16 protein-coding genes and 1 tRNA gene are annotated in these 22,106 nt (G+C 39.3%); 10 read left to right on the forward strand and 7 right to left on the reverse strand.

What is annotated here, in order from left to right; genetic code table 11:
• Nucleotides 1-200: 200 nt before the first annotated feature.
• Together QUE35_RS05780 and QUE35_RS05785 are read left to right on the forward strand one after the other, a co-directional pair.
• Nucleotides 201-1,097: a Ppx/GppA phosphatase family protein gene (locus QUE35_RS05780; protein ID WP_022390870.1), complete on the forward strand. Its 897-nt coding sequence runs from the start codon at nucleotides 201-203 to the stop codon at nucleotides 1,095-1,097.
• Between the two features lie 10 nt (nucleotides 1,098-1,107).
• The gene (locus tag QUE35_RS05785; protein WP_031258828.1) at nucleotides 1,108-1,809 is read left to right on the forward strand and encodes an SGNH/GDSL hydrolase family protein; all 702 of its coding nucleotides are present in this window, start codon (nucleotides 1,108-1,110) and stop codon (nucleotides 1,807-1,809) included.
• A gap of 58 nt (nucleotides 1,810-1,867) precedes the next feature.
• Here the strand turns inward: QUE35_RS05785 and QUE35_RS05790 are convergent, their stop codons facing one another.
• Nucleotides 1,868-3,061 carry a putative sugar nucleotidyl transferase gene (locus QUE35_RS05790; RefSeq protein WP_022602058.1) on the reverse strand — a complete coding sequence of 398 codons (1,194 nt, stop codon included), beginning with the start codon at nucleotides 3,059-3,061 and terminating at the stop codon, nucleotides 1,868-1,870.
• An 11-nt stretch (nucleotides 3,062-3,072) separates the two neighbouring features.
• Nucleotides 3,073-3,579, reverse strand: coding sequence for an FHA domain-containing protein (locus QUE35_RS05795; protein ID WP_009318781.1), 507 nt, complete (start codon nucleotides 3,577-3,579; stop codon nucleotides 3,073-3,075).
• A gap of 215 nt (nucleotides 3,580-3,794) precedes the next feature.
• Here QUE35_RS05795 and QUE35_RS05800 point away from each other — a divergent pair, with 215 nt between their 5' ends.
• Nucleotides 3,795-6,254, forward strand: a complete 2,460-nt coding sequence (locus QUE35_RS05800) for a glycoside hydrolase family 3 N-terminal domain-containing protein (RefSeq protein ID WP_022390868.1) — start codon at nucleotides 3,795-3,797, stop codon at nucleotides 6,252-6,254.
• Nucleotides 6,255-6,322: 68 nt separating this feature from the next.
• On the opposite strand, the gene QUE35_RS05805 is transcribed toward QUE35_RS05800, so the two are convergent.
• From QUE35_RS05805 to QUE35_RS05820, 4 genes are all read right to left on the reverse strand, one after another.
• Nucleotides 6,323-7,072, reverse strand: a complete 750-nt coding sequence (locus QUE35_RS05805; protein WP_031258830.1) for a hypothetical protein — start codon at nucleotides 7,070-7,072, stop codon at nucleotides 6,323-6,325.
• Nucleotides 7,073-7,410: 338 nt separating this feature from the next.
• Nucleotides 7,411-7,483: transfer RNA gene (locus QUE35_RS05810), tRNA-Lys, on the reverse strand.
• Nucleotides 7,484-7,554: 71 nt separating this feature from the next.
• Nucleotides 7,555-8,358, reverse strand: a complete 804-nt coding sequence (locus tag QUE35_RS05815) for an MBL fold metallo-hydrolase (protein ID WP_009318778.1) — start codon at nucleotides 8,356-8,358, stop codon at nucleotides 7,555-7,557.
• A gap of 72 nt (nucleotides 8,359-8,430) precedes the next feature.
• The gene (locus QUE35_RS05820; protein ID WP_009318777.1) at nucleotides 8,431-9,138 is read right to left on the reverse strand and encodes an SAM-dependent methyltransferase; all 708 of its coding nucleotides are present in this window, start codon (nucleotides 9,136-9,138) and stop codon (nucleotides 8,431-8,433) included.
• A 115-nt stretch (nucleotides 9,139-9,253) separates the two neighbouring features.
• Between QUE35_RS05820 and QUE35_RS05825 the strand changes: the two genes are divergently transcribed.
• The 6 genes from QUE35_RS05825 to QUE35_RS05850 all read left to right on the forward strand — a co-directional run bounded on the left by QUE35_RS05825 (nucleotide 9,254) and on the right by QUE35_RS05850 (nucleotide 20,297).
• Nucleotides 9,254-10,654, forward strand: coding sequence for a methyltransferase RsmF C-terminal domain-like protein (locus tag QUE35_RS05825; RefSeq protein ID WP_022390866.1), 1,401 nt, complete (start codon nucleotides 9,254-9,256; stop codon nucleotides 10,652-10,654).
• 138 nt (nucleotides 10,655-10,792) lie between these two features.
• Entirely contained in the window at nucleotides 10,793-11,239 is a 447-nt protein-coding gene (locus QUE35_RS05830) for a NanQ anomerase/TabA/YiaL family protein (protein WP_122303946.1), read from the forward strand.
• 167 nt (nucleotides 11,240-11,406) lie between these two features.
• On the forward strand, nucleotides 11,407-13,419 hold the full coding sequence (locus QUE35_RS05835) for an alpha amylase C-terminal domain-containing protein (RefSeq protein WP_022602064.1): 2,013 nt from the start codon (nucleotides 11,407-11,409) through the stop codon (nucleotides 13,417-13,419).
• Between the two features lie 796 nt (nucleotides 13,420-14,215).
• Nucleotides 14,216-17,095, forward strand: coding sequence for a calcium-translocating P-type ATPase, PMCA-type (locus tag QUE35_RS05840; protein WP_022602065.1), 2,880 nt, complete (start codon nucleotides 14,216-14,218; stop codon nucleotides 17,093-17,095).
• Between the two features lie 153 nt (nucleotides 17,096-17,248).
• Nucleotides 17,249-17,761 (forward strand): ferritin-like domain-containing protein, encoded by a 513-nt coding sequence (locus tag QUE35_RS05845; protein ID WP_022602066.1) that lies wholly within the window; start codon nucleotides 17,249-17,251, stop codon nucleotides 17,759-17,761.
• Between the two features lie 331 nt (nucleotides 17,762-18,092).
• Nucleotides 18,093-20,297, forward strand: a complete 2,205-nt coding sequence (locus QUE35_RS05850) for a sodium-translocating pyrophosphatase (protein ID WP_122329709.1) — start codon at nucleotides 18,093-18,095, stop codon at nucleotides 20,295-20,297.
• Nucleotides 20,298-20,581: 284 nt separating this feature from the next.
• Here the strand turns inward: QUE35_RS05850 and QUE35_RS05855 are convergent, their stop codons facing one another.
• Entirely contained in the window at nucleotides 20,582-20,899 is a 318-nt protein-coding gene (locus QUE35_RS05855) for a DMT family transporter (protein ID WP_009318768.1), read from the reverse strand.
• 196 nt (nucleotides 20,900-21,095) lie between these two features.
• Between QUE35_RS05855 and QUE35_RS05860 the strand changes: the two genes are divergently transcribed.
• Complete coding sequence (locus QUE35_RS05860; protein ID WP_009318766.1) at nucleotides 21,096-22,094, forward strand: PhoH family protein; 999 nt, start codon at nucleotides 21,096-21,098, stop codon at nucleotides 22,092-22,094.
• The last annotated feature ends 12 nt before the right edge of the window (nucleotides 22,095-22,106 follow it).

Raw genomic sequence — 22,106 nt, forward strand, 5'->3', positions numbered from 1 at the left:
AATTTTACAATAAAAGTACGATCAGGTCATCTTTGTGTTTTTTTCCGGACTATAACATTGTTAACAATATATCGGTACGATTCCCCTCTCTGAAAGAGACTGAGTAAAAACTAAAACAAGTACTAAAACGATTTTCAGAATCATCCGGGATAAAAACAAAATTTTTCTCATTATATTCGCAAAAGAAAACGAAAAAATTTATGGAGCAAATAAATTTTGCAGCAATCGATATAGGATCAAATGCCGTGCGCCTGCTCATAAAGGGAATATACAAAGGGGAGACGGCAAACCAACTAAAAAAGACTTTTATTGTCAGAGTTCCCTTGCGATTAGGGCAAGACGCTTTCACATTAGGCAGAATATCGAACGACAAAACTGAACGACTGTTACGGCTCATTGCCGCATTCAAACAAATGATGCAAGTATATAGAGTCATCAGTTACAGAGCTTGTGCAACTTCCGCCATGCGAGATGCTTCGAACGGATCAGAAGTTGTCCGTTACATATCCGAACAAACCGGTATAAAAATTGATATTATAGACGGAAAAGAAGAAGCGAGAATCGTATATGACAGCCACATCGTCGATATATTAAACCGTCCGGGAGACTATTTATATGTAGATATCGGAGGAGGAAGTACCGAAACGAGCCTGATCCAAGATTGCAAACTTAAGGATTCTCGTTCCTATAATATAGGAACCGTACGTATTCTCAATAACAAAGTCAAAAAAGAAGAGCTTCTCAAGCTATACTCCGACTTGAAATCATTAGCATTGGAATATCCAGATATTTCTATCATAGGATCTGGCGGAAATATCAATAAAATATATAAACTGTCGGGTACGACAAAAGGAGAACCGTTATCGCTCGAATCCTTGTATCAAGTATCGAACATGCTTCAGGCACTCCCCATAAAAGAACGAATGAAGCAGTACGATCTGAAACCTGATAGAGCAGACGTTATCGTACCCGCCGCAGAATTATTCATACAAATAACACGACACCTCAACTGTAAATCTATATGGGTACCTACCATAGGTATTGCTGACGGAATTACCTATTCACTCTGTTCTGATTATCTAAATACACATAATTAATAATATGAAAATGAAAAAGTTAATCTTAATCGTCTGTGGGACTGTCTTATTTTCGTTCCCGTTCATCTCCTCCGTTAAATCTCAAGATTTATACGAAAAAGCAAACATCCGGAAATATGAAAAAGCAAATCAAGAACTTCCGGCTACCACAAAAAAAGAAAAACGCGTGGTATTTATGGGTAACTCCATAACCGAAGGTTGGGTCGGTACACATCCTGAATTTTTCACAGAAAACAATTATATCGGCCGTGGAATCAGCGGGCAAACAAGTCCGCAAATGCTTATGCGTTTTTACGGGGATGTTGTCGCCCTCAAGCCGAAAGCAGTAGTCATTAACGCCGGAACAAACGACGTCGCAGAAAATACTGGTGCTTATCATCCTGAGTTTACACTCAACAATATCAAAGCTATGGCTTCCATCGCCGAAGCAAACGGAATCAAGGTGATTCTTACATCGGTACTTCCCGCATCACAAATAAAATGGCGGCTCGACATCAAAGATGCCCCTCAAAAAATTATAGCCTTAAACAAAGAAATAGAAGCTTATGCCAAAGCAAACAAATACGGATATGTAGATTATTTCTCCGCTATGAAAGATGAAAAGAACGGTCTTCCTGAAAAGTTGAGCAAAGACGGCGTACATCCGAACGGAGAGGGTTACAAGATCATGGAGAAACTGGTAAAAGAAGAAATCAAAAAAATTGTAAAATAATCAAAGACCAGAACAACGGGGAAATTTAGTGAAAAAAATCTCCCCGCTGTTTCGATCTTTACCTCAAACTTTCGGTCTGATTATAAATCGCTTCCAAAATATCCTTATCGACATCGGTAAGCGTTTTTCCGCGCCGTGCCATCATCCGTTCAGCAATCGAATAAAACTTGGGCAACTGCACATCAGAAAAACCGGCAGCACCGCCCTCGCTAAAAGAAGCTACAAAATTCCGAGGAAAACCCGAACCGTGTATGTTCACTCCCACTCCAACAACCGTAGCGGTATTGAACATGCTATTTATTCCTGCCTTAGAATGATCACCCATCATCAACCCGCAAAATTGCAAGCCGGTACGCAAAAAACGTCCAGTAGGATAATTCCATAGTTTTATCTCGCTATAATCATTTTTTAAATTCGATGCATTAGTTCCTGCTCCCAAGTTGCACCACTCTCCGATAACCGAATTTCCGAGAAATCCATCATGTCCTTTATTTGAATAGGCAAGCATCACCACATTATTCAACTCGCCCCCTACTTTACAATAAGGACCTAATGTCGTCGCTCCATAAATTTTTGTTCCCATATTCACGACCACATGCTCACAAGCCGCAAAAGGAGCACGAATACATACTCCTTCCATGATTTCGGCATCTTTCCCGATATAAACCGGACCTTTTGTCACGTTCAATACCGAACATTCGACAACCGCACCTGGCTCTATAAATATTTTAGGTGTACCGTCTGGAAAACAAGGATCACCGATTACCCTGTTCGATGCGGATAACGGTTCGGATTTCCCGGAAGAGACGATATATCGATAATCTGCTTCTAAAGCCTCTCCGTTCTTCAGAAATATATCATACAATTTCCGAATCATAAAAGGTTCTTCATTCAAAGTATGCTTTACACCGAAATCTTTCTTACGGAAAGCATCCAACGAACCGTAAAAAGCAATCAGCTCATCTCCGTAAAAAAGAGATTCACACTCCGACAAAGAAGAAATGGCTGCGACCAGTTTCTCATCCGGACATACATTCCCGGCAATGAAAAAGCTATTAGAAGCAATATTCATCGGATATTTCACTGTCAAATAATCAGCCGTATCATAAGAATAAATTCCCGGCAACCGAGATTCCCATTTTTCCCGTATCGTAAAGATACCGATACGTATGTCCGAAACCGGCCTTGTAAATGTCAATGGCAGAAACTCCTGATGAATTCCCGTCGTATCAAAAAGAATAATGTTCTGCATATATGCTGTTTTTAATCTTCATTATCCTGTACTCCTGCAAAATGCACGATAAATGTCGTTGAGCCCACCGTTATTATAGCCCCGTTTTCCAAAACCACACGGTCTTTTTTCCCCAGACGCTCGTGCCGTAAATATGTTCCGGATACACTCGGAAAATCGCGTAATGTATATATAAAACCCCCAGCCTTATTTTTCTTTACATTAATAACACAATGCTGACGTGCAAGGGTAACATCCGTAGTCTCTATCGGTACATGAATTTCCGTTCCTTTAGAGCGACGTCCGATTATATTATCTCCCATAAAAAGAGGAAGTTCTTGACGGTATCCGTATGAATTTTCCAATACGACAATAAAACCGCAATCAGAAATCTCTTGATTATCAGTCAAATCGGCAACCGACACATTGAATTGTTTCCCGCAATAAGGACAAACGAAAAACAAAGAGACATTTTTTTCATAACGATCTTCATTAAACGTTATATCATTATCGCATTTGGGACATAAAACTTTTTTCATTTTCGCTGCATTTATCTGACAAAGGTAAAAGTTATCTCTTAGAGATACAAGGTACAGAACAGCTAAATTCAGAGAATAAAACCTCGAAAAACGGAATCATCGGTATAAAAAAAGAATTAATCTGTTTTTAAGATTCCCGTTAACCCGATATTATAAAAAAATTAAGAGAATGCACTTTTCTTTGTGGAAAAATAACTTGCGCATAATCGAATTTTATGAAAACACGCGACAAAAACACTATGCTGAAAAAATGTATGCTAATCGCCGGAAGCGTTTTTCTGGCAGGGCAAATGGCTTTTGCCAAAGGGAACAAAGGTTCTATTTATCATGACGGTTGGATCGATTTCAACAAAAATGGGGAAATGGATATATTCGAAAATCCTAAGCAACCGATCGAAAAAAGAGTGCAAGATTTATTATCCCAAATGAATCTGGACGAAAAGACCTGTCAACTGGCAACTTTATATGGATATAAAAGGGTAATGAGCGACTCGTTACCGACTCCGGAATGGAAAAATAAAATTTGGAAAGACGGAATCGCCAATATCGATGAACAATTGAACGGAGTCGGTCGTGGAGCGAAAATCGCCCAAGACCTGATCTATCCTTTCAGCAAACATGCCGAGGCAATCAACAAAACCCAAAAATGGTTTATCGAAGAGACTCGTCTGGGTATTCCGGTAGATTTTTCCAACGAAACAATCCACGGACTCAATCATACAAAAGCGACTCCCCTGCCCGCACCTATCGGCATAGGAAGTACATGGAACGCACCTTTGGTCTACAAAGCCGGATCAATTGCGGGAAAAGAAGCCAAAGCCCTCGGATATACCAACATATATGCACCAATATTAGATCTTGCCAGAGATCCCCGCTGGGGACGTGTTCTTGAATGTTATGGAGAAGATCCCTTTCTTGTCGCTACACTCGGAACACAGATGGTTAAAGGTATTCAAGAACAAGGTGTGGCAGCAACTCTAAAACACTTTGCCGTATATAGCGTTCCCAAAGGTGGGCGGGACGGCAGTGTACGCACCGATCCTCATGTTGCGCCCCGGGAAATGCACCAAATGCATCTGTACCCGTTCAAAAAAGTAATCCAAGACGCCAACCCGATGGGAGTCATGAGCAGTTATAACGACTGGGACGGCGTTCCGGTTACCGCAAGTTATTACTTCTTGACCCAGTTACTTCGTCAAGAATTCGGATTCGACGGTTATGTAGTCAGTGACAGCGATGCGGTAGAGTATGTATATAACAAACATCATGTCGCCGAAACTTATGAAGAAGCCGTGAGAATGGTTCTTGAAGCCGGTCTCAACGTAAGAACGACTTTTGCCGCACCAGATATTTTCATTCTGCCTGCCCGAAAATTGGTAAAAGAGGGACGATTATCGATGAAAGTCATAGACGAACGTGTCGCTGACGTCTTACGGGTAAAATTCCGTCTCGGACTTTTCGACCAACCCTTTGTCGCAGATCCTAAAGCTGCAGATAAAATCGTCGGAGCAGACAAGAACAAAGACTTTGTGCTCGATATACAACGTCAATCTTTGGTTCTTCTAAAAAACGAAAATAATTTATTGCCTCTCGATAAAAACAAGTTGTCCCGAATACTGATCACCGGACCGCTTGCCAAAGAAGAAAATTATATGGTAAGCCGTTACGGACCTCAAGAACTGGAAAATATCACGGTATATGAAGGTATTAAAAACTATCTCGGAAATAAAGTTGCTGTCGATTACGCTTTAGGCTGTAAGGTTAAAGATGCCAAATGGCCGGAAAGCGAAATAATACATTCTCCGCTGACGACAGAAGAACAGCAAGAAATACAAAATGCCGTTGAAAAAGCAAAACTAAGCGATATTGTTATTGCCGTACTCGGTGAAGATGAAGAAAGTACCGGCGAAAGCAAATCTCGTTCAGGACTCGATTTACCGGGACGCCAGCAACAGCTTCTCGAAGCGTTATATGCTACAGGAAAACCGATCGTACTGGTTCTTATCAATGGACAACCGCTTACTATCAATTGGGCAGACCGTTATATTCCGGCAATTCTGGAAGCTTGGTTTCCCGGACAAATGGGAGGAACTGCCATTGCAGAAACTCTTTTCGGAGATTATAATCCGGGGGGGAAACTTCCGGTCACATTCCCCAAAACATTGGGACAGATCGAATTGAACTTCCCTTTCAAACCGGCCTCTCAGTCGAAACAGCCCGAAGCCGGACCGAATGGATACGGAAAAACACGGGTCAACGGGGCTTTGTATCCTTTCGGATTCGGACTCAGTTATACAACATTCGAATATTCCAATCTGAAAGTTTCTCCTGAGAAACAAGGTCCTAAAGGCGATATTCAGGTATCGTTCGATATCACGAATACAGGGAAAAGAGCCGGAGACGAAATCGTACAGTTATATGTAAAAGATAAAGTGAGCAGTGTAATCTCTTACGAATCTCTGTTACGAGGCTTCAAACGTGTTTCTCTGCAACCGGGAGAAACGAAAAACATACAATTCACTCTGCATCCCGAAGATCTCGAAATACTGGATATTAATATGAATTGGAACGTAGAACCGGGAGAATTTGAAGTTCGCATCGGAGCTTCATCCGAAGATATAAAACTAAAAAAGAGTTTCCGTATCGTAGCAGAAGGAATACAAGCAAATAATTGATTATCAAACTATATAAAACGATTCCGCTGGCGGATAATCCGCCAGCGGAATCGTTTTATAAATCAAAATTAGAATTCAAAACCCAATTTGAACATAACTCCTCCAATTGTATTTCTTTCGTCATACGAATTCACATAACTATCATGGGTGCGTGGATTGTAATAATATTGACGGAATGTAATATCTGTTCTCTGCATATTATATCCAATAGATAAATTCAAACCCAATTTAGGTGCAGCGATAAAACGCACACCGACACTCGGATTAAAATAGAACCCCATACCGTCAAAAACAGAATAACCGACTTTCAATCCAATAAAAGGAGCAATATCATTATTCATAAAATACCCCCTCGCATCGGCATATACCGGAATAAAAACTGTAGACCAATTAAAATGATAGTTCACTCCCACTCCAGCACCTAAAAAGAAATATGGATTAAACTGATAACCATGAGTAGAAGACACGGAAACAAGTCCGTCACCATAAGTACCCACGCCAAAAGCACCACCTACATCCACAAATCCTTTATAGCCATTTGTTTTAAACTCATCTCTTTCACCATGCCTATTCTTCATCCTCATTGTAGAATTTCGAGAAGAAAATTCCTTCGTGATTTTCAATACTTCTGACATTTGGAAAACCCATACACTACCATCACTTGTTTCTATTTTAATAGTTTCATTTGGTATCTGCTCAAGAATAATACCTTTAATTATACTCCCATTTTTCAAATAAACGACTTCTCGAAAATCCTTAGCCGAGACAAATAAACTGCTACATAAAATTGCACAAATGACAAATATTAATCTTTTCATGCCCATAGATATTAGATAACAATCTCTTATTTTTTCAAAATTAATAATAAAAACAAATGTAATCAATAATATCTATTTAACAAATAAATATTATAAAGAGGCATTTTTGAAAAACTGCTACACTTTGTAAATAAGTCAGCAAAAGTAAAAAACAATAATCAAATGAACAGGATGTGATAACGAAATCAAGATAAAAGAAACAATAGCTTTTTATAGTATTGAAAAAAACTATAAAAATATCTTGATAATATTTTCTGCATCGGAAAATTCAGACATACACTAAAAACATATTAAAAACAAAAAAGCCTTTAGAAATTGTATCTAAAGACTTTTTTCTGTGACCCCGGAGAGGCTCGAACTCTCGACCCAATGATTAAGAGTCATTTGCTCTACCAACTGAGCTACGGAGTCATTTCTTTTGCTGGTTGCGGTTGCAAAAGTAATGCTTTTCAAAAAAACAACAAAACGTTTTCAATAAAATTTTATTCGAAATTGTAATATTCTGAAGGATGATTTCTTTTGAGAGCAACTAACTGAACATCTTTTCCCACACGTATTCCTTCCTGATAAAGACGATATTCCACTGTTTTATAGGCCAATTCGGGATGATTATTTTCCCGGCTCAAATGACAAAGAAAAATATATCGCATATCTTCCGTAAAATTCCGAGCCAAAAACTCGGCCGTATCGGCATTGCTCATGTGACCGTTCGGGTTAATAATTCTTTGTTTCAAATGCGGAGGGTATGTCCCATGGGTCAACATCTCAATATCGTAATTCGCCTCTATAACCAAATAATTCGCTTTGCGGAGATAGTGTGCCACACCCGGAGGAATATGTCCGAGATCTGTGGCAAAAGCAAATTTTCGGTCTCCGTATTCTATAAAATAACCGACATTATCCGTACCGTCATGGGGAACTTCGAACGAAGTAATCTTAAAATCCCGAATCTCAAAAGGAACTTCCTTACAGATAGGATGACATGCCGTATAAATCTTTTCGGTCATACAATAGCTGCGATTCATTCCGGCAAGAATTTCCTTTGTCGTATATACCGGAATAAAATATTTTTCACCCAAACAACCTGCAGACTTTATATGGTCGGCATGATCATGAGTGATACACAGACCGACAATATTTTCAAACGGGATATTATGTTCTTTTAAGTGCTTCTTTATAGTGCGTATGCCTATACCTGCATCGATCAGAATTCCATATTCGTCATTTCCAAGATAATAACAATTTCCACTGCTTCCGCTGGCAAGGCTCAAAAAACGTAAATTCATCTACAAACTCTCTTTTTGTCTTTGAAGTCTACAAAGATAATTCTTTTGCGTCAAAAAAAGAGGATTGCCAAACTATTTATAAAGTAAAAAGATACACGGCTTTTTACCCAAATCAGGCTTTACCTTATTCCATTCCTTTAATGTCAAGGTACGGATATACTCATCTTCACACGTAATATTCGCTGCAATACACAATTTAGTGAGAGGATTACATGTCTTTATAAAATCATCTATAATGCGACTGTTCCGATAAGGTGTCTCTATGAATATCTGCGTCTCATTCTCGGCATAGATACGATGTTCCAGATTCTTAAGCATCCGAGCCCGTTCTCCCGCATCTATCGGCAAATAGCCGTGAAAAGCGAAACTTTGACCGTTAAATCCTGAAGCCATCAACGACATCAAAATAGATGACGGACCGACTAAAGGAACTACCTTATATCCGGCTCGCTGGGCAATCGCCACGACATCCGCACCGGGATCGGCAATTGCCGGACATCCGGCCTCCGAAATAATTCCGACGGAAAAACCTGCCGCTAATGGCGTCAGATAATCCGAAACCTCTTCAGGACGTGTATGTCCGTTCAATGTATAAAATGTCAAGGAATCTATATTGATTTCCGGATTCGACTTTTTTAGAAAACGACGTGCCGTACGGATATTCTCCACTATAAAATGAGAGATACCGGATATTATCGTATTATTATAAACCGGCAATACTCGATCTACCGGCGTGTCTCCCAATGTTACAGGGATCAGATAAAGTGCTGCTGAATGCATAGATACAATACTCTTTGCGACAAAGGTAAAGATTTCCCGGCACTTATCATAAATGCAAAACCGTTTCTTTATATCCGAAAAGTATGTAATTTTGTACAAATAACAGAAACACGACATGGAATTACCTCTTGCTTTTACCGACCGAACAAAAAATTTATTGAAAGACGAATATCCGGCTTTTGAAAAAGCTCTGCGAGAAGAATCTCCGATAAGTATCCGGCTAAATCCTTTAAAAACCAATTCCGGATTATCCGGACAAGAGCAAGTCCCTTGGTGCAAAAACGGTTATTACCTGCAAGATCGTCCCGCATTCACATTCGACCCTCGATTCCATGCCGGAGCTTATTATGTGCAAGAAGCTTCGTCCATGTTTCTCGATCACGTCATCAGGCAGCATATTACCCGACCAGTTCGTTATCTCGACTTATGTGCCGCACCCGGTGGAAAAACGACATTGGCCTTATCAGCTCTGCCCGCAGGCAGTCTGGTCGTCTGCAATGAAATAGTCCGCAATCGTGCGCATGTTCTTGCAGAGAACATTATCAAGTGGGGGAATCCGTACTGTATCGTCACGAATAACGACTCGGCGACGTTCAATTCACTGAAACACTATTTCGACGTTATTCTCACCGATGTTCCTTGTTCCGGAGAAGGCATGTTTCGCAAAGATCCGGTGGCTGTACAAGAGTGGTCTGCATCGAATGTCGGACTATGTTCGGAACGTCAAAAAGAAATACTGCACAATATCTGGGATGCTTTACGTCCCGGTGGTATACTGATATACAGTACTTGCACCTACAACACCGATGAGAACGAACTCATAGCCGATTATATACAAAATAGATTGGGAGCTACACCTCTACCGGTAAAAACAGATCCGGAATGGGGTATCCATAAAGAGTTGACCGGTACTGTTCCTTGCTACCGGTTTATGCCGCATGTTACTAAGGGAGAAGGTCTTTTCATGACCGTATTCCGCAAATCAGAGAGCGAAGATATTATTCCAAGAGAGAGGCTACAGAATAGAATATCAGCAAAAAAGAACAAGAATCGGAATGGATGTTCTATTCCCGATAATATCAGATCATGGATCAGAAACAATGAAAAGTTCTTTTTCAGTTCTAACGCAAATTCGATATTCGCATTTCCGTCAGAATATTCAGAAGACCTGCCCCTGTTCGAGTCCCGGACAAACGTTATACATGCAGGAATTCCTCTGGCTTACGCCAAAGGAAAAGACTATATTCCCGAACATGCATTAGCTTTATCAACATTCCTGAATCGAAACATTTTTCCGGAAGAAGAGCTACCTTTAAACACGGCTCTATCCTATTTGCGTAGAGAGTCTTTTCAACTGCAAAGCAATGAACGTGATTATTTTCTACTGACATTCGAGGGAATGCCATTAGGGTGGGCAAAAAATCTCGGAAACAGAGCAAACAATTTATATCCACAAGAGTGGCGTATCCGAAGCGGATACACCCCTACCCAACCCTTACCGATCGCTTTTAAATGAAAAATTAATAACATGCAAGTAGATAATAAAAGATCAGGAAAAACAAGGCTTATCTCAAATATTTTTATAAATTTGCATAGTTCCGGACAAAAAACAAGATGTCCGATTGCTAAATTAAGATACTAAAAAACAAACATCATGATCTTAGATTCTCTCAGCAACTCAGCTTCGATCGAACAGTTGCACCCATTATTTAAAAAAGCATTCGATTTTCTAAAATCGACCGATTTCTCTACCAAAGAAGCCGGGAAAATAGTTCTCGACGGAGATGATTTATATGTTTCCATAGCAGAACCTGTGGGAAAAAGTAAAGATGCTGCTAAAATGGAAACTCACAATAAATATATCGACATACAGATGCCTTTGACCACAACTGAAACAATGGGCTGGAAAGCGACAAAAGAATTGAAAAAGATAACACAACCTTATAATGAGGAAAAAGACATAACATTCTTTGCTGATACCCCGACAACCTACATACAAGTGCAACCCGGAGAATTTGCCATATTCTTTCCTGAAGACGGACATGCTCCCGGTATCGCTGAAGGAAACTTCAAAAAAGTTATCGTTAAAGTACGTATATAAATACCGAAACATAGAAACACTTTTTATAATTAACTATGTCCGAATCTGGACATAGTTAATTATAAAAAAGTCGACATTACGTTTTATCTGCCCTTTGTAATACCGATATTTTACGATTCTCCTGCAACTTTATTCTATCTACCACTTTAAGTAAGATACAAGATATTATGGATTCTCTCAATTTAATAAAAAACGATCCTTGGCTCGAACCTTATAAAACGGATATCGAACATCGATTTCAACTTTCGGTTTCCAAAGAAAAAGAACTGGCCGGAAAAGGCAAATCTTTATCTGATTTCGCAGACGGATACTTATATTTCGGGCTTCACAAAACAGAGCAAGGTTGGGTCATACGAGAATGGGCTCCTAATGCAACAGATATTTTCCTGATCGGAAATTTCTCGGAATGGAAAGAGAATACTAAATATCGCTTTTCAAAACTAAAAAACGGCGTATGGGAGCTTAAACTAAAAACCGGAGAAATAAAGCACCTCGATTTATATAAATTATCGATGCATTGGAATGGCGGTCATGGTGAACGCATACCTGCATGGGCAACTCGAGTTGTCCAAGATAAAAAGACTTACATATTTTCTGCTCAAGTATGGTCACCTTCGAGGCCTTATAAATTCAAGAAAAAAAAATTTAAGCCTCAAATCTCCCCTTTACTGATTTACGAGTGTCATATAGGTATGGCACAAGAAGAAGAACGAATAGGCAGCTACAACGAATTCCGAGAAAAAATTCTCCCACGCATCGCAAAAGACGGATACAATGCTATACAAATTATGGCTATTCAGGAACATCCTTATTACGGATCATTCGGGTATCACGTTTCAAGTTTTTTCGCACCCTCTTCCCGTTTCGGCACACCTGACGAACTGAAACAGCTGATAGACGAAGCTCATGCTTCGGGCATAGCCGTAATCATGGATATAGTACATTCTCACGCGGTAAAAAATGAAGTCGAAGGATTAGGGCGTTTCGATGGTTCTTACAACCAATTTTTTTACGGAGATCACAGAAGAGAGCACCCTGCATGGGACTCTCTTTGTTTTGACTATGGAAAAAATGAGGTAATTCATTTTTTATTATCCAACTGCAAATATTGGCTTGAAGAATTCAAATTCGACGGTTTCCGTTTCGACGGCGTCACCTCGATGCTTTATTACGATCATGGATTAGGAAAAGCTTTTGGCAGTTATAATGATTATTACGACGGAGGACAAGACGAAAATGCGATCACGTATCTTACTTTGGCAAATAAATTAATTCATGAAGTTAATCCTCATGCAATAACGATTGCCGAAGAGATGAGCGGAATGCCGGGTCTTGCTGCGAAAACAGAAGACGGAGGTATCGGGTTTGATTACCGTATGGCTATGGGTATCCCCGATTTCTGGATTAAGATAATCAAAGAAAAGAAAGATGAGGAATGGAATCCTTCTGCAATTTTTTGGGAGCTGACCAACCGACGATCTGACGAAAAAACCATCAATTATGCAGAAAGTCACGATCAAGCTCTTGTCGGGGATAAGACAATAATTTTCAGACTTATCGACGATCAAATGTATTGGCACATGATGAAAAACGACACCAATATGGCCGTTGACAGGGGCATGTCTCTGCACAAAATGATACGATTAGTCACTTTATCGACTATCAATGGAGGTTATCTGAATTTTATGGGAAACGAATTCGGTCATCCCGAATGGATCGATTTTCCGAGAGAAGGTAACGGTTGGTCTTATAAATATGCCCGCAGACAATGGAGTCTTGTTGATAGAAAAGATCTTAAATACGAATATTTAGGAAACTTTGACGAGGCAATGATCAAATTGGTAAAAGATGTAAAACATTTTGAACAAAGTCCCATCATCAAATTATGGGACAACGGAGGAGACCAGATTTTAGCATTTATGCGAAAAGATCTATTATTCATATTCAACTTCCATCCGTTCAAATCCTTTACCGATTACGGTATATTAGCACCCAAAGGCAGCTATAAAACCGTATTAAATACCGATTCTTATACATTCGGAGGATACGGATTGATTGACGAATCAATCGAGCATTTCACGATTCCAGATCCTCTATATAAAAAAGAAAAGAAAGAGTGGCTGAGATTGTATCTGCCGGCTCGATCTGCACAAGTTTTAAAGCTCCAAAAGAGAAAATAATTCGTTTTTAAGCAAATTTTTAATCACCATAAGGATACATTTTTTTATATATATAGCACTAAAATACAGAAAATTAATTATATATAATTGTATAAAAGACACTTAAAAATAGGTTATATAACATATATATTTTTTTTGCGAGATTCAGGAAAAAGTACATCTTTGCATGCATTAACCTAGAACAATCTTTTTTACCTTAAAAAATTAATACCTATTGAAAACCTTTAAAAAGGGACTTTTGAGAAAAAGCCTCTTTTTTTATTTATAATAGCATAGTAATCAATCTGTTTAATATTTAATTTGCTATTAATACACTATTACATTTGATCTAAATTAATAATTACATTACCCTTTCAGCATCCATTATTATGCACTGTCATAATGAAAATCTTTCGATATAGAATTTATTTGAAATTTCATTCGAAACAGAATAAAAAATCTTCCGAATCGTTTAAGAATACCGTAATAGTAAGTTTACCTAAAATCTCAAAAGAGATAAAAGAAGTAGAAATTTTTTATTATATCCGAAATAGACGACTGAAAATAATACGATAAGAAGCTATTTTAAATTTTCCGATAAAAATATATTATCAGGTTATTTTTGTGATTCCTTCCAGTCTGTTTTCCCATTTTCACTTGTCAGATACTCGCTATTATCCTCGTTAAAAGCGACAAAACATTTCCGAAAGAAACTTTCAAATCTGCCCCGAGTAAAATTTAAACTGGCTCTAACTCTATTCCATTTTAAAATGTTATATTCGTACCCGATAAATTATTTATATTAAACTATCAAACAATGGACGTTAAACAACACTATTCCGGACTTACCGATGCACAAGTGAAGGAAAGTCGGGAAAAATTCGGAAGCAATCTGCTTACTCCACCTCAAAAAACTCCTCTTTGGAAACTTTTTTTCGAAAAATTTCAAGATCCTATTATCCGTATTTTACTCATCGCAGCATTATTATCATTATGTATTTCGTTCATTCATAACGAATATGCTGAAACAATCGGAATATTTTGTGCTATATTTTTAGCAACCGGCGTTGCGTTTTGGTTTGAAATGGATGCAAACAAAAAATTTGATATTCTGAATCAAGTAAACGACGATATTATGATAAAAGTAATCAGGAACGGAAATCTTCAAGAAGTTCCTAAAAAAGATATTGTCGTCGGAGACATAGTTTTACTCGAAACAGGAGAAGAAGTCCCTGCAGACGGAGAATTACTCGAAGCTATCTCTCTCCAAATAGATGAGTCTTGCCTTACCGGAGAATTGATGATCGACAAAACCACGAATCCCGAAGATTTCGATTCAGAAGCAACCTATCCCTCTAACTGGGTGATGAGGGGAACAAAAGTACTTGACGGACATGGCATTATGGAGGTAAAGCAAGTAGGCGATGCCACTCAATACGGACAAGTAGCCGAAAAAGCGACAGAAATCAGCGGAGAAGAAACTCCGCTAAACCGTCAATTAAACGGGCTGGCAAAATTTATCGGTGTCGCAGGTTTTGCTTTAGCTATCCTTACTTTCGGAACTCTATTTATTAAAGATCTGATAACTCACCCCATCACATGGGGACAATTCGGGCTATTGGGCGCTGTTATGGCAGGGGGAATCATTGCTTTATCCAAAGTTTGGGTACCGATTCTGTACGATGCATTTTCTCTCGCAGGAAAAGAAAAACCTCTTCCCCGCTGCATTAACCGCTTCGGATGGCTAACATGGCTTATATTCGGTATAATAATCTTCGCCATCTTCTGTAGCATAGGTGTATTATTCGGTGTAAATCCGCTGAACTCATCTTCATGGATCGATATTGAAGAAGCTAACAGAATACTACAATATTTTATGATTGCAGTAACATTAATTGTCGTAGCTGTCCCTGAAGGATTACCGATGAGTGTAACACTGAGTCTGGCTCTCAGTATGAGACGAATGTTGCAAACCAATAATTTGGTACGCAAAATGCACGCTTGTGAAACAATGGGAGCAACAACCGTTATTTGTACCGATAAAACCGGAACTCTCACCCAAAACCAAATGCGAGTCTTCCAAAGCAATTTCTTCGCCTTGAAAAATCAAAAATTGACAGACAACACTGCCAGCAATCTTATTAAAGAAGGTATTGCCGCCAACTCCACAGCATTTTTAGATTACTCCGATCCTCAAAAAATATCGACAATGGGTAACCCCACCGAAGCAGCTTTACTGCTCTGGTTGCACAATAAAGGTATAGAGTATGCTCCTTTGCGTGAAAATGCCCACGTCGATAAACAACTGACATTTTCTACCGAGCGCAAATATATGGCAACTCTTGTAAACTCACCTCTTGTCGGTAAAAAAGTGCTATATATGAAAGGTGCACCTGAAATCGTACTTTCAAAATGCAAGACCGTAGAAACTCCGGAAGGAGAAAAACCCGTATCGGAATATAAAGGACAGATAGAGGAGCAACTGCTTGCTTACCAAAATCAAGCTATGCGAACTCTCGGGTTTGCATATAAAATTATAAATGAGGACAACGACCAACCTATTCCTGAATTAGCCGATACCGGACTCATATTTCTCGGATTTGTTGCAATTTCAGATCCTGTTCGAGAAGATGTTCCGGCTGCCGTAGCCGAATGCTTAAATGCTGGTATTCAGGTCAAAATCGTCACAGGAGACACTACTGCGACAGCACGGGAAATTGCCCGTCAGATCGGAATCTGGAAACCGGAAGATACGGATGAGAATATCATTACCGGTACAGATTTCGAGGCACTGCCGGATGATGAAGCTTTTGAACGGGTAAAGAAACTGAAAGTCATGTGCCGGGCACGTCCGACGGACAAACAACGATTAGTAGAACTGCTTCAAAAAGACGGACAAATTGTCGCCGTAACCGGAGATGGAACGAATGATGCTCCGGCTCTGAACCATGCCAATGTAGGATTATCTATGGGAACTGGTACTTCTGTCGCAAAAGAAGCCAGTGATATAACATTACTGGACGACTCATTCAAAAGTATTGCGACAGCAGTCATGTGGGGACGTTCTTTATACCAAAATATCCAGCGTTTTCTTTTATTCCAGCTTACAATTAATGTCGTTGCACTGGTAATCGTATTCTTAGGTTCGATCTTCGGTCACGAATTGCCTCTCACGGTGACTCAGATGCTATGGGTCAACCTCATTATGGACACTTTTGCCGCCGGAGCCCTGGCTTCATTACCGCCGAATAAAGAAGTAATGAAAGACAAACCCCGCAAAAACGAGGCATTTATCGTTACCCCTCCTATGAGAAATCAAATATTATGGATAGGATTGGCATTCGTGGCATTTTTAATGGGACTACTCTACTATTTCACCAATGCAGAAGGAGAAATAAACCGTCACGACCTCGCTTGCTTCTTCACTATTTTTGTAATGCTGCAATTCTGGAATTTATTTAATGCTAAAGCCTTTGCAACCGGGAAATCGGCCTTTAACGGATTACTGCATGATACAGGATTTATTACTGTTGCATTATTGATTATCATAGGACAGTTTTTTATCGTCACATTCGGAGGGGACGTATTTCGTACAGTTCCTCTCTCATGGCAAGATTGGTTACTGATCATCGGCTCTACATCATTAGTCTTATGGATCGGTGAAATTTTCCGTTTATTCGGGAAAAAGAAGAAATAAGATATCAATAAGATAAAGTCCTCCAAATAGCTCTCCCGAACTTCAGATACTCAGGAGAGCTATTTTTTACTGTTAAGAATTCCTTATTCTATAAACGATGCTTGCCATCGATTGTTTTACGTAGCAGACAAACAAACTTAATGTAAAAAAATTATGGCAAAAGGAAGTCTTGAAATTTTAAAGAATAAAATCGATGTTTCCAAAGTATTGGAACAACTGAATGCTGCGCTATCTGAAGAATGGCTATCTTTTTATCAATACTGGATCGGAGCTCTTGTGGCAGAAGGCGCTATGCGAGCCGAAATTCAAAAAGAGCTGCAAAAACATGCCGAAGCAGAATATAAACACGCTAAACTCGTAGCAGACCGAATTATAGAACTGGAAGGCGTTCCGGTATTAAATCCAAAAAAATGGTTTGAACTGGCACGCTGTCAATACAGCGCTCCCGATGATTTCGATGTTCAGAAAATTCTATTTCAAAACGTAATTGCCGAACGATGCGCCATAAAACGTTACGAAGATATAGCCTCATTTACCGAAGGAATAGACTTTACTACCTGTAACATGGCAAAATTTATCTTAGCGGAAGAAGAAGATCATGAACAAGATCTTCAAGATTATCTGGATGATATTGCCCGAATGAAAAAAGATATATTGAATAAATAATCTTTTACTAAGAATCTGTTTAAATTTCCCAATAAAAAAATACTATCAGATCATCTTTGTGTTTTTTCGGTCCTTTTCTTCGTTTTTATTCATCAGATAGCGAACTATCTGATGAATAAAAACAGAAAAAAACAGATCGAAGAATGATTCAGGAAGATAGAAGATATGTATTCTCATAGAAAAATTTAGGCAGGCTCTGAAAACACAAACACTACAATTCCAACATTTCCATTGTAACATTCTTTCCTTTAAAATAATTTAGTAGATTTCAGTTTGTTTTATTAGCTGAAATTCATATTTTTAGAAAATAATCTTTAAATCTGAAAGCACAATGGAGAGTTCACTATTCTGGCTGATCCCAGCCTCTTCGATCCTCGCCCTGATTTTAGCGTGGTATTTCTACAAACAAATGATGCACGTAAGCGAAGGTACGGAAACAATGCAAAAAATTGCTTCACATGTCCGCAAAGGCGCTATGTCCTATCTCAAACAGCAATATAAAGTTGTAGGACTGGTATTTCTGGGACTAGTAATCCTTTTTTCTATTATGGCATACGGATTTAATTTGCAAAATCCTTGGGTGCCCGTAGCTTTTCTGACCGGAGGTTTCTTTTCCGGATTATCAGGCTTTTTAGGCATGAAAACAGCAACTTATGCTTCTGCAAGAACGGCAAATGCAGCACGCACTTCTCTGAACGGAGGATTGACCGTTGCTTTTCGTAGCGGAGCTGTCATGGGACTTGTCGTTGTAGGCTTAGGTCTTTTCGATATTTCTTTCTGGTATATTCTTCTCGACTATTGTATTCCGGCTGACGCAATAAATCCGGCAAATAAATTATGTATCATAACCACGACAATGCTGACATTCGGAATGGGTGCTTCTACCCAAGCTCTATTTGCTCGTGTCGGTGGAGGTATTTATACTAAGGCTGCTGACGTAGGTGCAGATCTCGTGGGAAAAGTGGAAGCAGGAATTCCTGAAGATGATCCGCGTAATCCGGCGACTATTGCTGACAACGTAGGTGATAATGTGGGCGATGTTGCCGGTATGGGAGCTGACCTGTACGAATCTTATTGCGGTTCGATACTGGCAACTTCAGCACTCGGTGCGGCGGCATTTATCGGTAGCGGAGATATAGATATGCAATTTAAAGCCGTTATTGCACCGATGTTGATCGCCGCAGTAGGTATCGTTCTGTCTATTATCGGAATCTTTTCCGTAAGAACAAAAGAAAATGCAAAAATGAAGGACCTTCTCAAAGCTCTTTCTTTGGGGACAAACCTCAGTTCAATATTGATAATCGCAGCTACATTTCTGATTTTATGGGCTTTACAACTTGAAAACTGGATATACATATCTTGCGCCGTAGTGATAGGACTATTAGTCGGCGTCATAATAGGGCGTTCTACAGAATATTACACATCTCAATCTTATAAACCGACACAAAAACTTTCGGAAAGCGGTAAAACCGGACCTGCTACCGTAATTATTTCAGGAATAGGTTTAGGTATGGTATCCACAACCATACCGGTATTGGCCGTAGTTCTCGGCATCATTCTTTCCTATTGGTTCGCTTCAGGATTCGACTTTGCAAATATCTCTATGGGACTTTACGGAATCGGAATTGCTGCAGTAGGAATGCTCTCGACATTAGGTATCACTTTAGCGACCGATGCTTACGGACCTATCGCCGATAATGCAGGAGGAAATGCAGAGATGAGCGAATTAGGTCAAGAAGTGCGGAAACGTACCGATGCTCTCGACTCATTGGGAAATACCACTGCCGCCACAGGAAAAGGTTTTGCCATCGGATCGGCAGCACTGACCGGATTAGCGTTACTGGCTTCCTATATCGAGGAAATACGCATCGGTCTGACTCGCATCGGAGAAGAGATTCTTATATTTGCAGACGGAAGTATGATAGAAACGCATAAAGCTACATTCGTAGATTTTATGTATTACTATGACGTAACTTTAATGAATCCCAAAGTGTTGTCGGGAATCTTTATCGGTTCTATGATGGCATTTCTTTTCTGTGGATTTACAATGAATGCTGTGGGGCGAGCTGCAGCACACATGGTGGAAGAAGTTCGCAGACAATTTAGAGAAATAAAAGGTATCCTTACCGGAGAAGCTGAACCGGATTATGCCCGTTGTGTGGCAATTTCTACCAAAGGTGCTCAACGAGAAATGGTATTTCCTTCATTATTGGCAATTATCGCACCCATTGCGACCGGACTTATTTTCGGAGTTCCGGGAGTCATCGGACTATTAATCGGAGGACTCAGTTCAGGTTTTGTTCTTGCTATCTTTATGGCAAATGCCGGAGGAGCGTGGGATAATGCAAAAAAATATGTTGAAGAAGGCAATTTCGGAGGCAAAGGCGGTGAGGTTCACAAGGCTACCGTCGTAGGCGACACCGTAGGAGATCCGTTTAAAGATACTTCAGGCCCAAGCTTAAATATTCTGATCAAACTCATGAGTATGGTCGCAATTGTCATGGCAGGGCTTACTGTCGCCTGGAGTTTATTTTAAGAATATAAAAAATTAAGTACCGCGGCTGCTGGGATAGTTTATCCCAGCAGCCGCGGTACTTAAACCCAACACTCCTAACATACAAACATTTCCTAAAATTTGAATACAAATTCAATTTTGCTCCAAAACGAAATAAAATTATATAAGACCTGTCTGAGTTTTCCAATAAAAAATATCACTAGGTTATTTTGCGTTTTTACTCGATAACCTGTTTCTCTCTCAGAAAAACACCCAAAAGCCCCCCTCAAACCTGAATCAAGCAAAATTCCGACAGGCACAAACTATCAAGAGGCTATTTTTATGCCGATTATTCCGGCAACCACAAGAAATGCAGAAAATAACCGCCAAAACGAAGCCGGATCATTGAAAAAGAATATGCCAATCAATAAAGTTCCGACAGCACCGATTCCTGTCCAAACGACATAAGCCGTACCGATCGGAATTGTTTTCTGAGCCATAAAAAGAAACAAACCGCTCAAAGCCATAGACAACACCGAGAATGTTATCCATAAGATTTTACCTGACGAACCATGAGCCAATTTAAATCCGAGCGGCCACCCTATCTCAAACAAACCTCCTAAAAAAAGATAAATCCATGCCATATTTCCTCGATTAATTGTTACTATAACAATACAAAGATAATAATATGTTCTGTTACTCATCTTTTACTTTTACAGATGCGGAAATATATGCTTTATTTATTACCTTTGCCCGTGTTATTCGAAACAATCGTCGTATATCACAAAACCATTTATATACAATAAATTACAATTTTAATAGAGAAGATAAACTTACCGGATGATCGAGAGAATAATAATTTTGGAAAACATCGACCCGATTGTATTCTACGGAATCAACAACTGCAACATACAATTGATAAAAACTTTATTTCCGAAACTACGTTTTACCGCACGAGGAATGGTTATCAAGGTAATCGGAGATGAAAATGAAACGGCGATTTTCGAAAGTAAAATAAAACAGCTTGAAAAATATTGTGCAGAATACAATATCCTCAATGAAGAAATTATTATCGACATTATAAAAGGACAAACTCCTACTGAGGTAAAACAGGAACATCTCATTATACATGGAGTAAACGGAAAACCGATCATAGGACGTACCGAAAACCAACAAAAACTGGTAAAAACCTTCGAAACGAACGATCTTGTATTTGCTTTAGGCCCTGCCGGATCTGGAAAAACGTACGTAGCTATAGCTTTGGCGGTTCGGGCATTAAAAAATAAAGAAGTAAAAAAAATTATTCTAAGTCGTCCCGCAGTAGAAGCAGGAGAAAAACTGGGATTTCTTCCGGGAGATATGAAAGATAAAATCGACCCTTATCTACAACCTCTTTATGACGCTCTACAAGATATGATTCCCGCAGCCAAATTGAAAGACCTAATGGAAAACAACGTCATACAAATAGCCCCGCTGGCATTTATGAGGGGACGAACTTTGAGCGATGCCGTCATCATCCTCGATGAAGCTCAAAATACTACGACGCACCAGATCAAAATGTTCCTTACACGATTAGGCATGAATGCAAAAATGATAGTTACCGGAGATATGAGCCAAATCGATCTCCCCTCCTCTCAGACATCCGGTTTGGTTCAAGCTATAAAAATATTGAAAGGTGTGGCGGGAATCGGAAAAGTAGAATTCGGGAAGAAAGATATCGTACGACATAAACTAGTACAACGAATTGTCGAGGCTTATGAAAAGTTTGAAGAAAAACAAAAAAAAGAAACAAAAACTGCAACGATACCCGAAATAAATATAGAAAAAAAAGAACTATAACAACATAATAAG

Origin of the sequence: Coprobacter fastidiosus (assembly GCF_030296935.1) — a bacterium.
GTDB classification, from domain to species: domain Bacteria; phylum Bacteroidota; class Bacteroidia; order Bacteroidales; family Coprobacteraceae; genus Coprobacter; species Coprobacter fastidiosus.

What these genes read in the sequence shown, in the direction of transcription:
- QUE35_RS05780 (WP_022390870.1), top strand. Translation starts at nt 201, where the DNA reads ATGGAGCAAATAAATTTTGCAGCAATCGATATAGGATCAAATGCCGTG.
- QUE35_RS05785 (WP_031258828.1), top strand. Translation starts at nt 1,108, where the DNA reads ATGAAAAAGTTAATCTTAATCGTCTGTGGGACTGTCTTATTTTCGTTC.
- QUE35_RS05790 (WP_022602058.1), bottom strand. Translation starts at nt 3,061, where the DNA reads ATGCAGAACATTATTCTTTTTGATACGACGGGAATTCATCAGGAGTTT.
- QUE35_RS05795 (WP_009318781.1), bottom strand. Translation starts at nt 3,579, where the DNA reads ATGAAAAAAGTTTTATGTCCCAAATGCGATAATGATATAACGTTTAAT.
- QUE35_RS05800 (WP_022390868.1), top strand. Translation starts at nt 3,795, where the DNA reads ATGAAAACACGCGACAAAAACACTATGCTGAAAAAATGTATGCTAATC.
- QUE35_RS05805 (WP_031258830.1), bottom strand. Translation starts at nt 7,072, where the DNA reads ATGAAAAGATTAATATTTGTCATTTGTGCAATTTTATGTAGCAGTTTA.
- QUE35_RS05815 (WP_009318778.1), bottom strand. Translation starts at nt 8,358, where the DNA reads ATGAATTTACGTTTTTTGAGCCTTGCCAGCGGAAGCAGTGGAAATTGT.
- QUE35_RS05820 (WP_009318777.1), bottom strand. Translation starts at nt 9,138, where the DNA reads ATGCATTCAGCAGCACTTTATCTGATCCCTGTAACATTGGGAGACACG.
- QUE35_RS05825 (WP_022390866.1), top strand. Translation starts at nt 9,254, where the DNA reads ATGGAATTACCTCTTGCTTTTACCGACCGAACAAAAAATTTATTGAAA.
- QUE35_RS05830 (WP_122303946.1), top strand. Translation starts at nt 10,793, where the DNA reads ATGATCTTAGATTCTCTCAGCAACTCAGCTTCGATCGAACAGTTGCAC.
- QUE35_RS05835 (WP_022602064.1), top strand. Translation starts at nt 11,407, where the DNA reads ATGGATTCTCTCAATTTAATAAAAAACGATCCTTGGCTCGAACCTTAT.
- QUE35_RS05840 (WP_022602065.1), top strand. Translation starts at nt 14,216, where the DNA reads ATGGACGTTAAACAACACTATTCCGGACTTACCGATGCACAAGTGAAG.
- QUE35_RS05845 (WP_022602066.1), top strand. Translation starts at nt 17,249, where the DNA reads ATGGCAAAAGGAAGTCTTGAAATTTTAAAGAATAAAATCGATGTTTCC.
- QUE35_RS05850 (WP_122329709.1), top strand. Translation starts at nt 18,093, where the DNA reads ATGGAGAGTTCACTATTCTGGCTGATCCCAGCCTCTTCGATCCTCGCC.
- QUE35_RS05855 (WP_009318768.1), bottom strand. Translation starts at nt 20,899, where the DNA reads ATGGCATGGATTTATCTTTTTTTAGGAGGTTTGTTTGAGATAGGGTGG.
- QUE35_RS05860 (WP_009318766.1), top strand. Translation starts at nt 21,096, where the DNA reads ATGATCGAGAGAATAATAATTTTGGAAAACATCGACCCGATTGTATTC.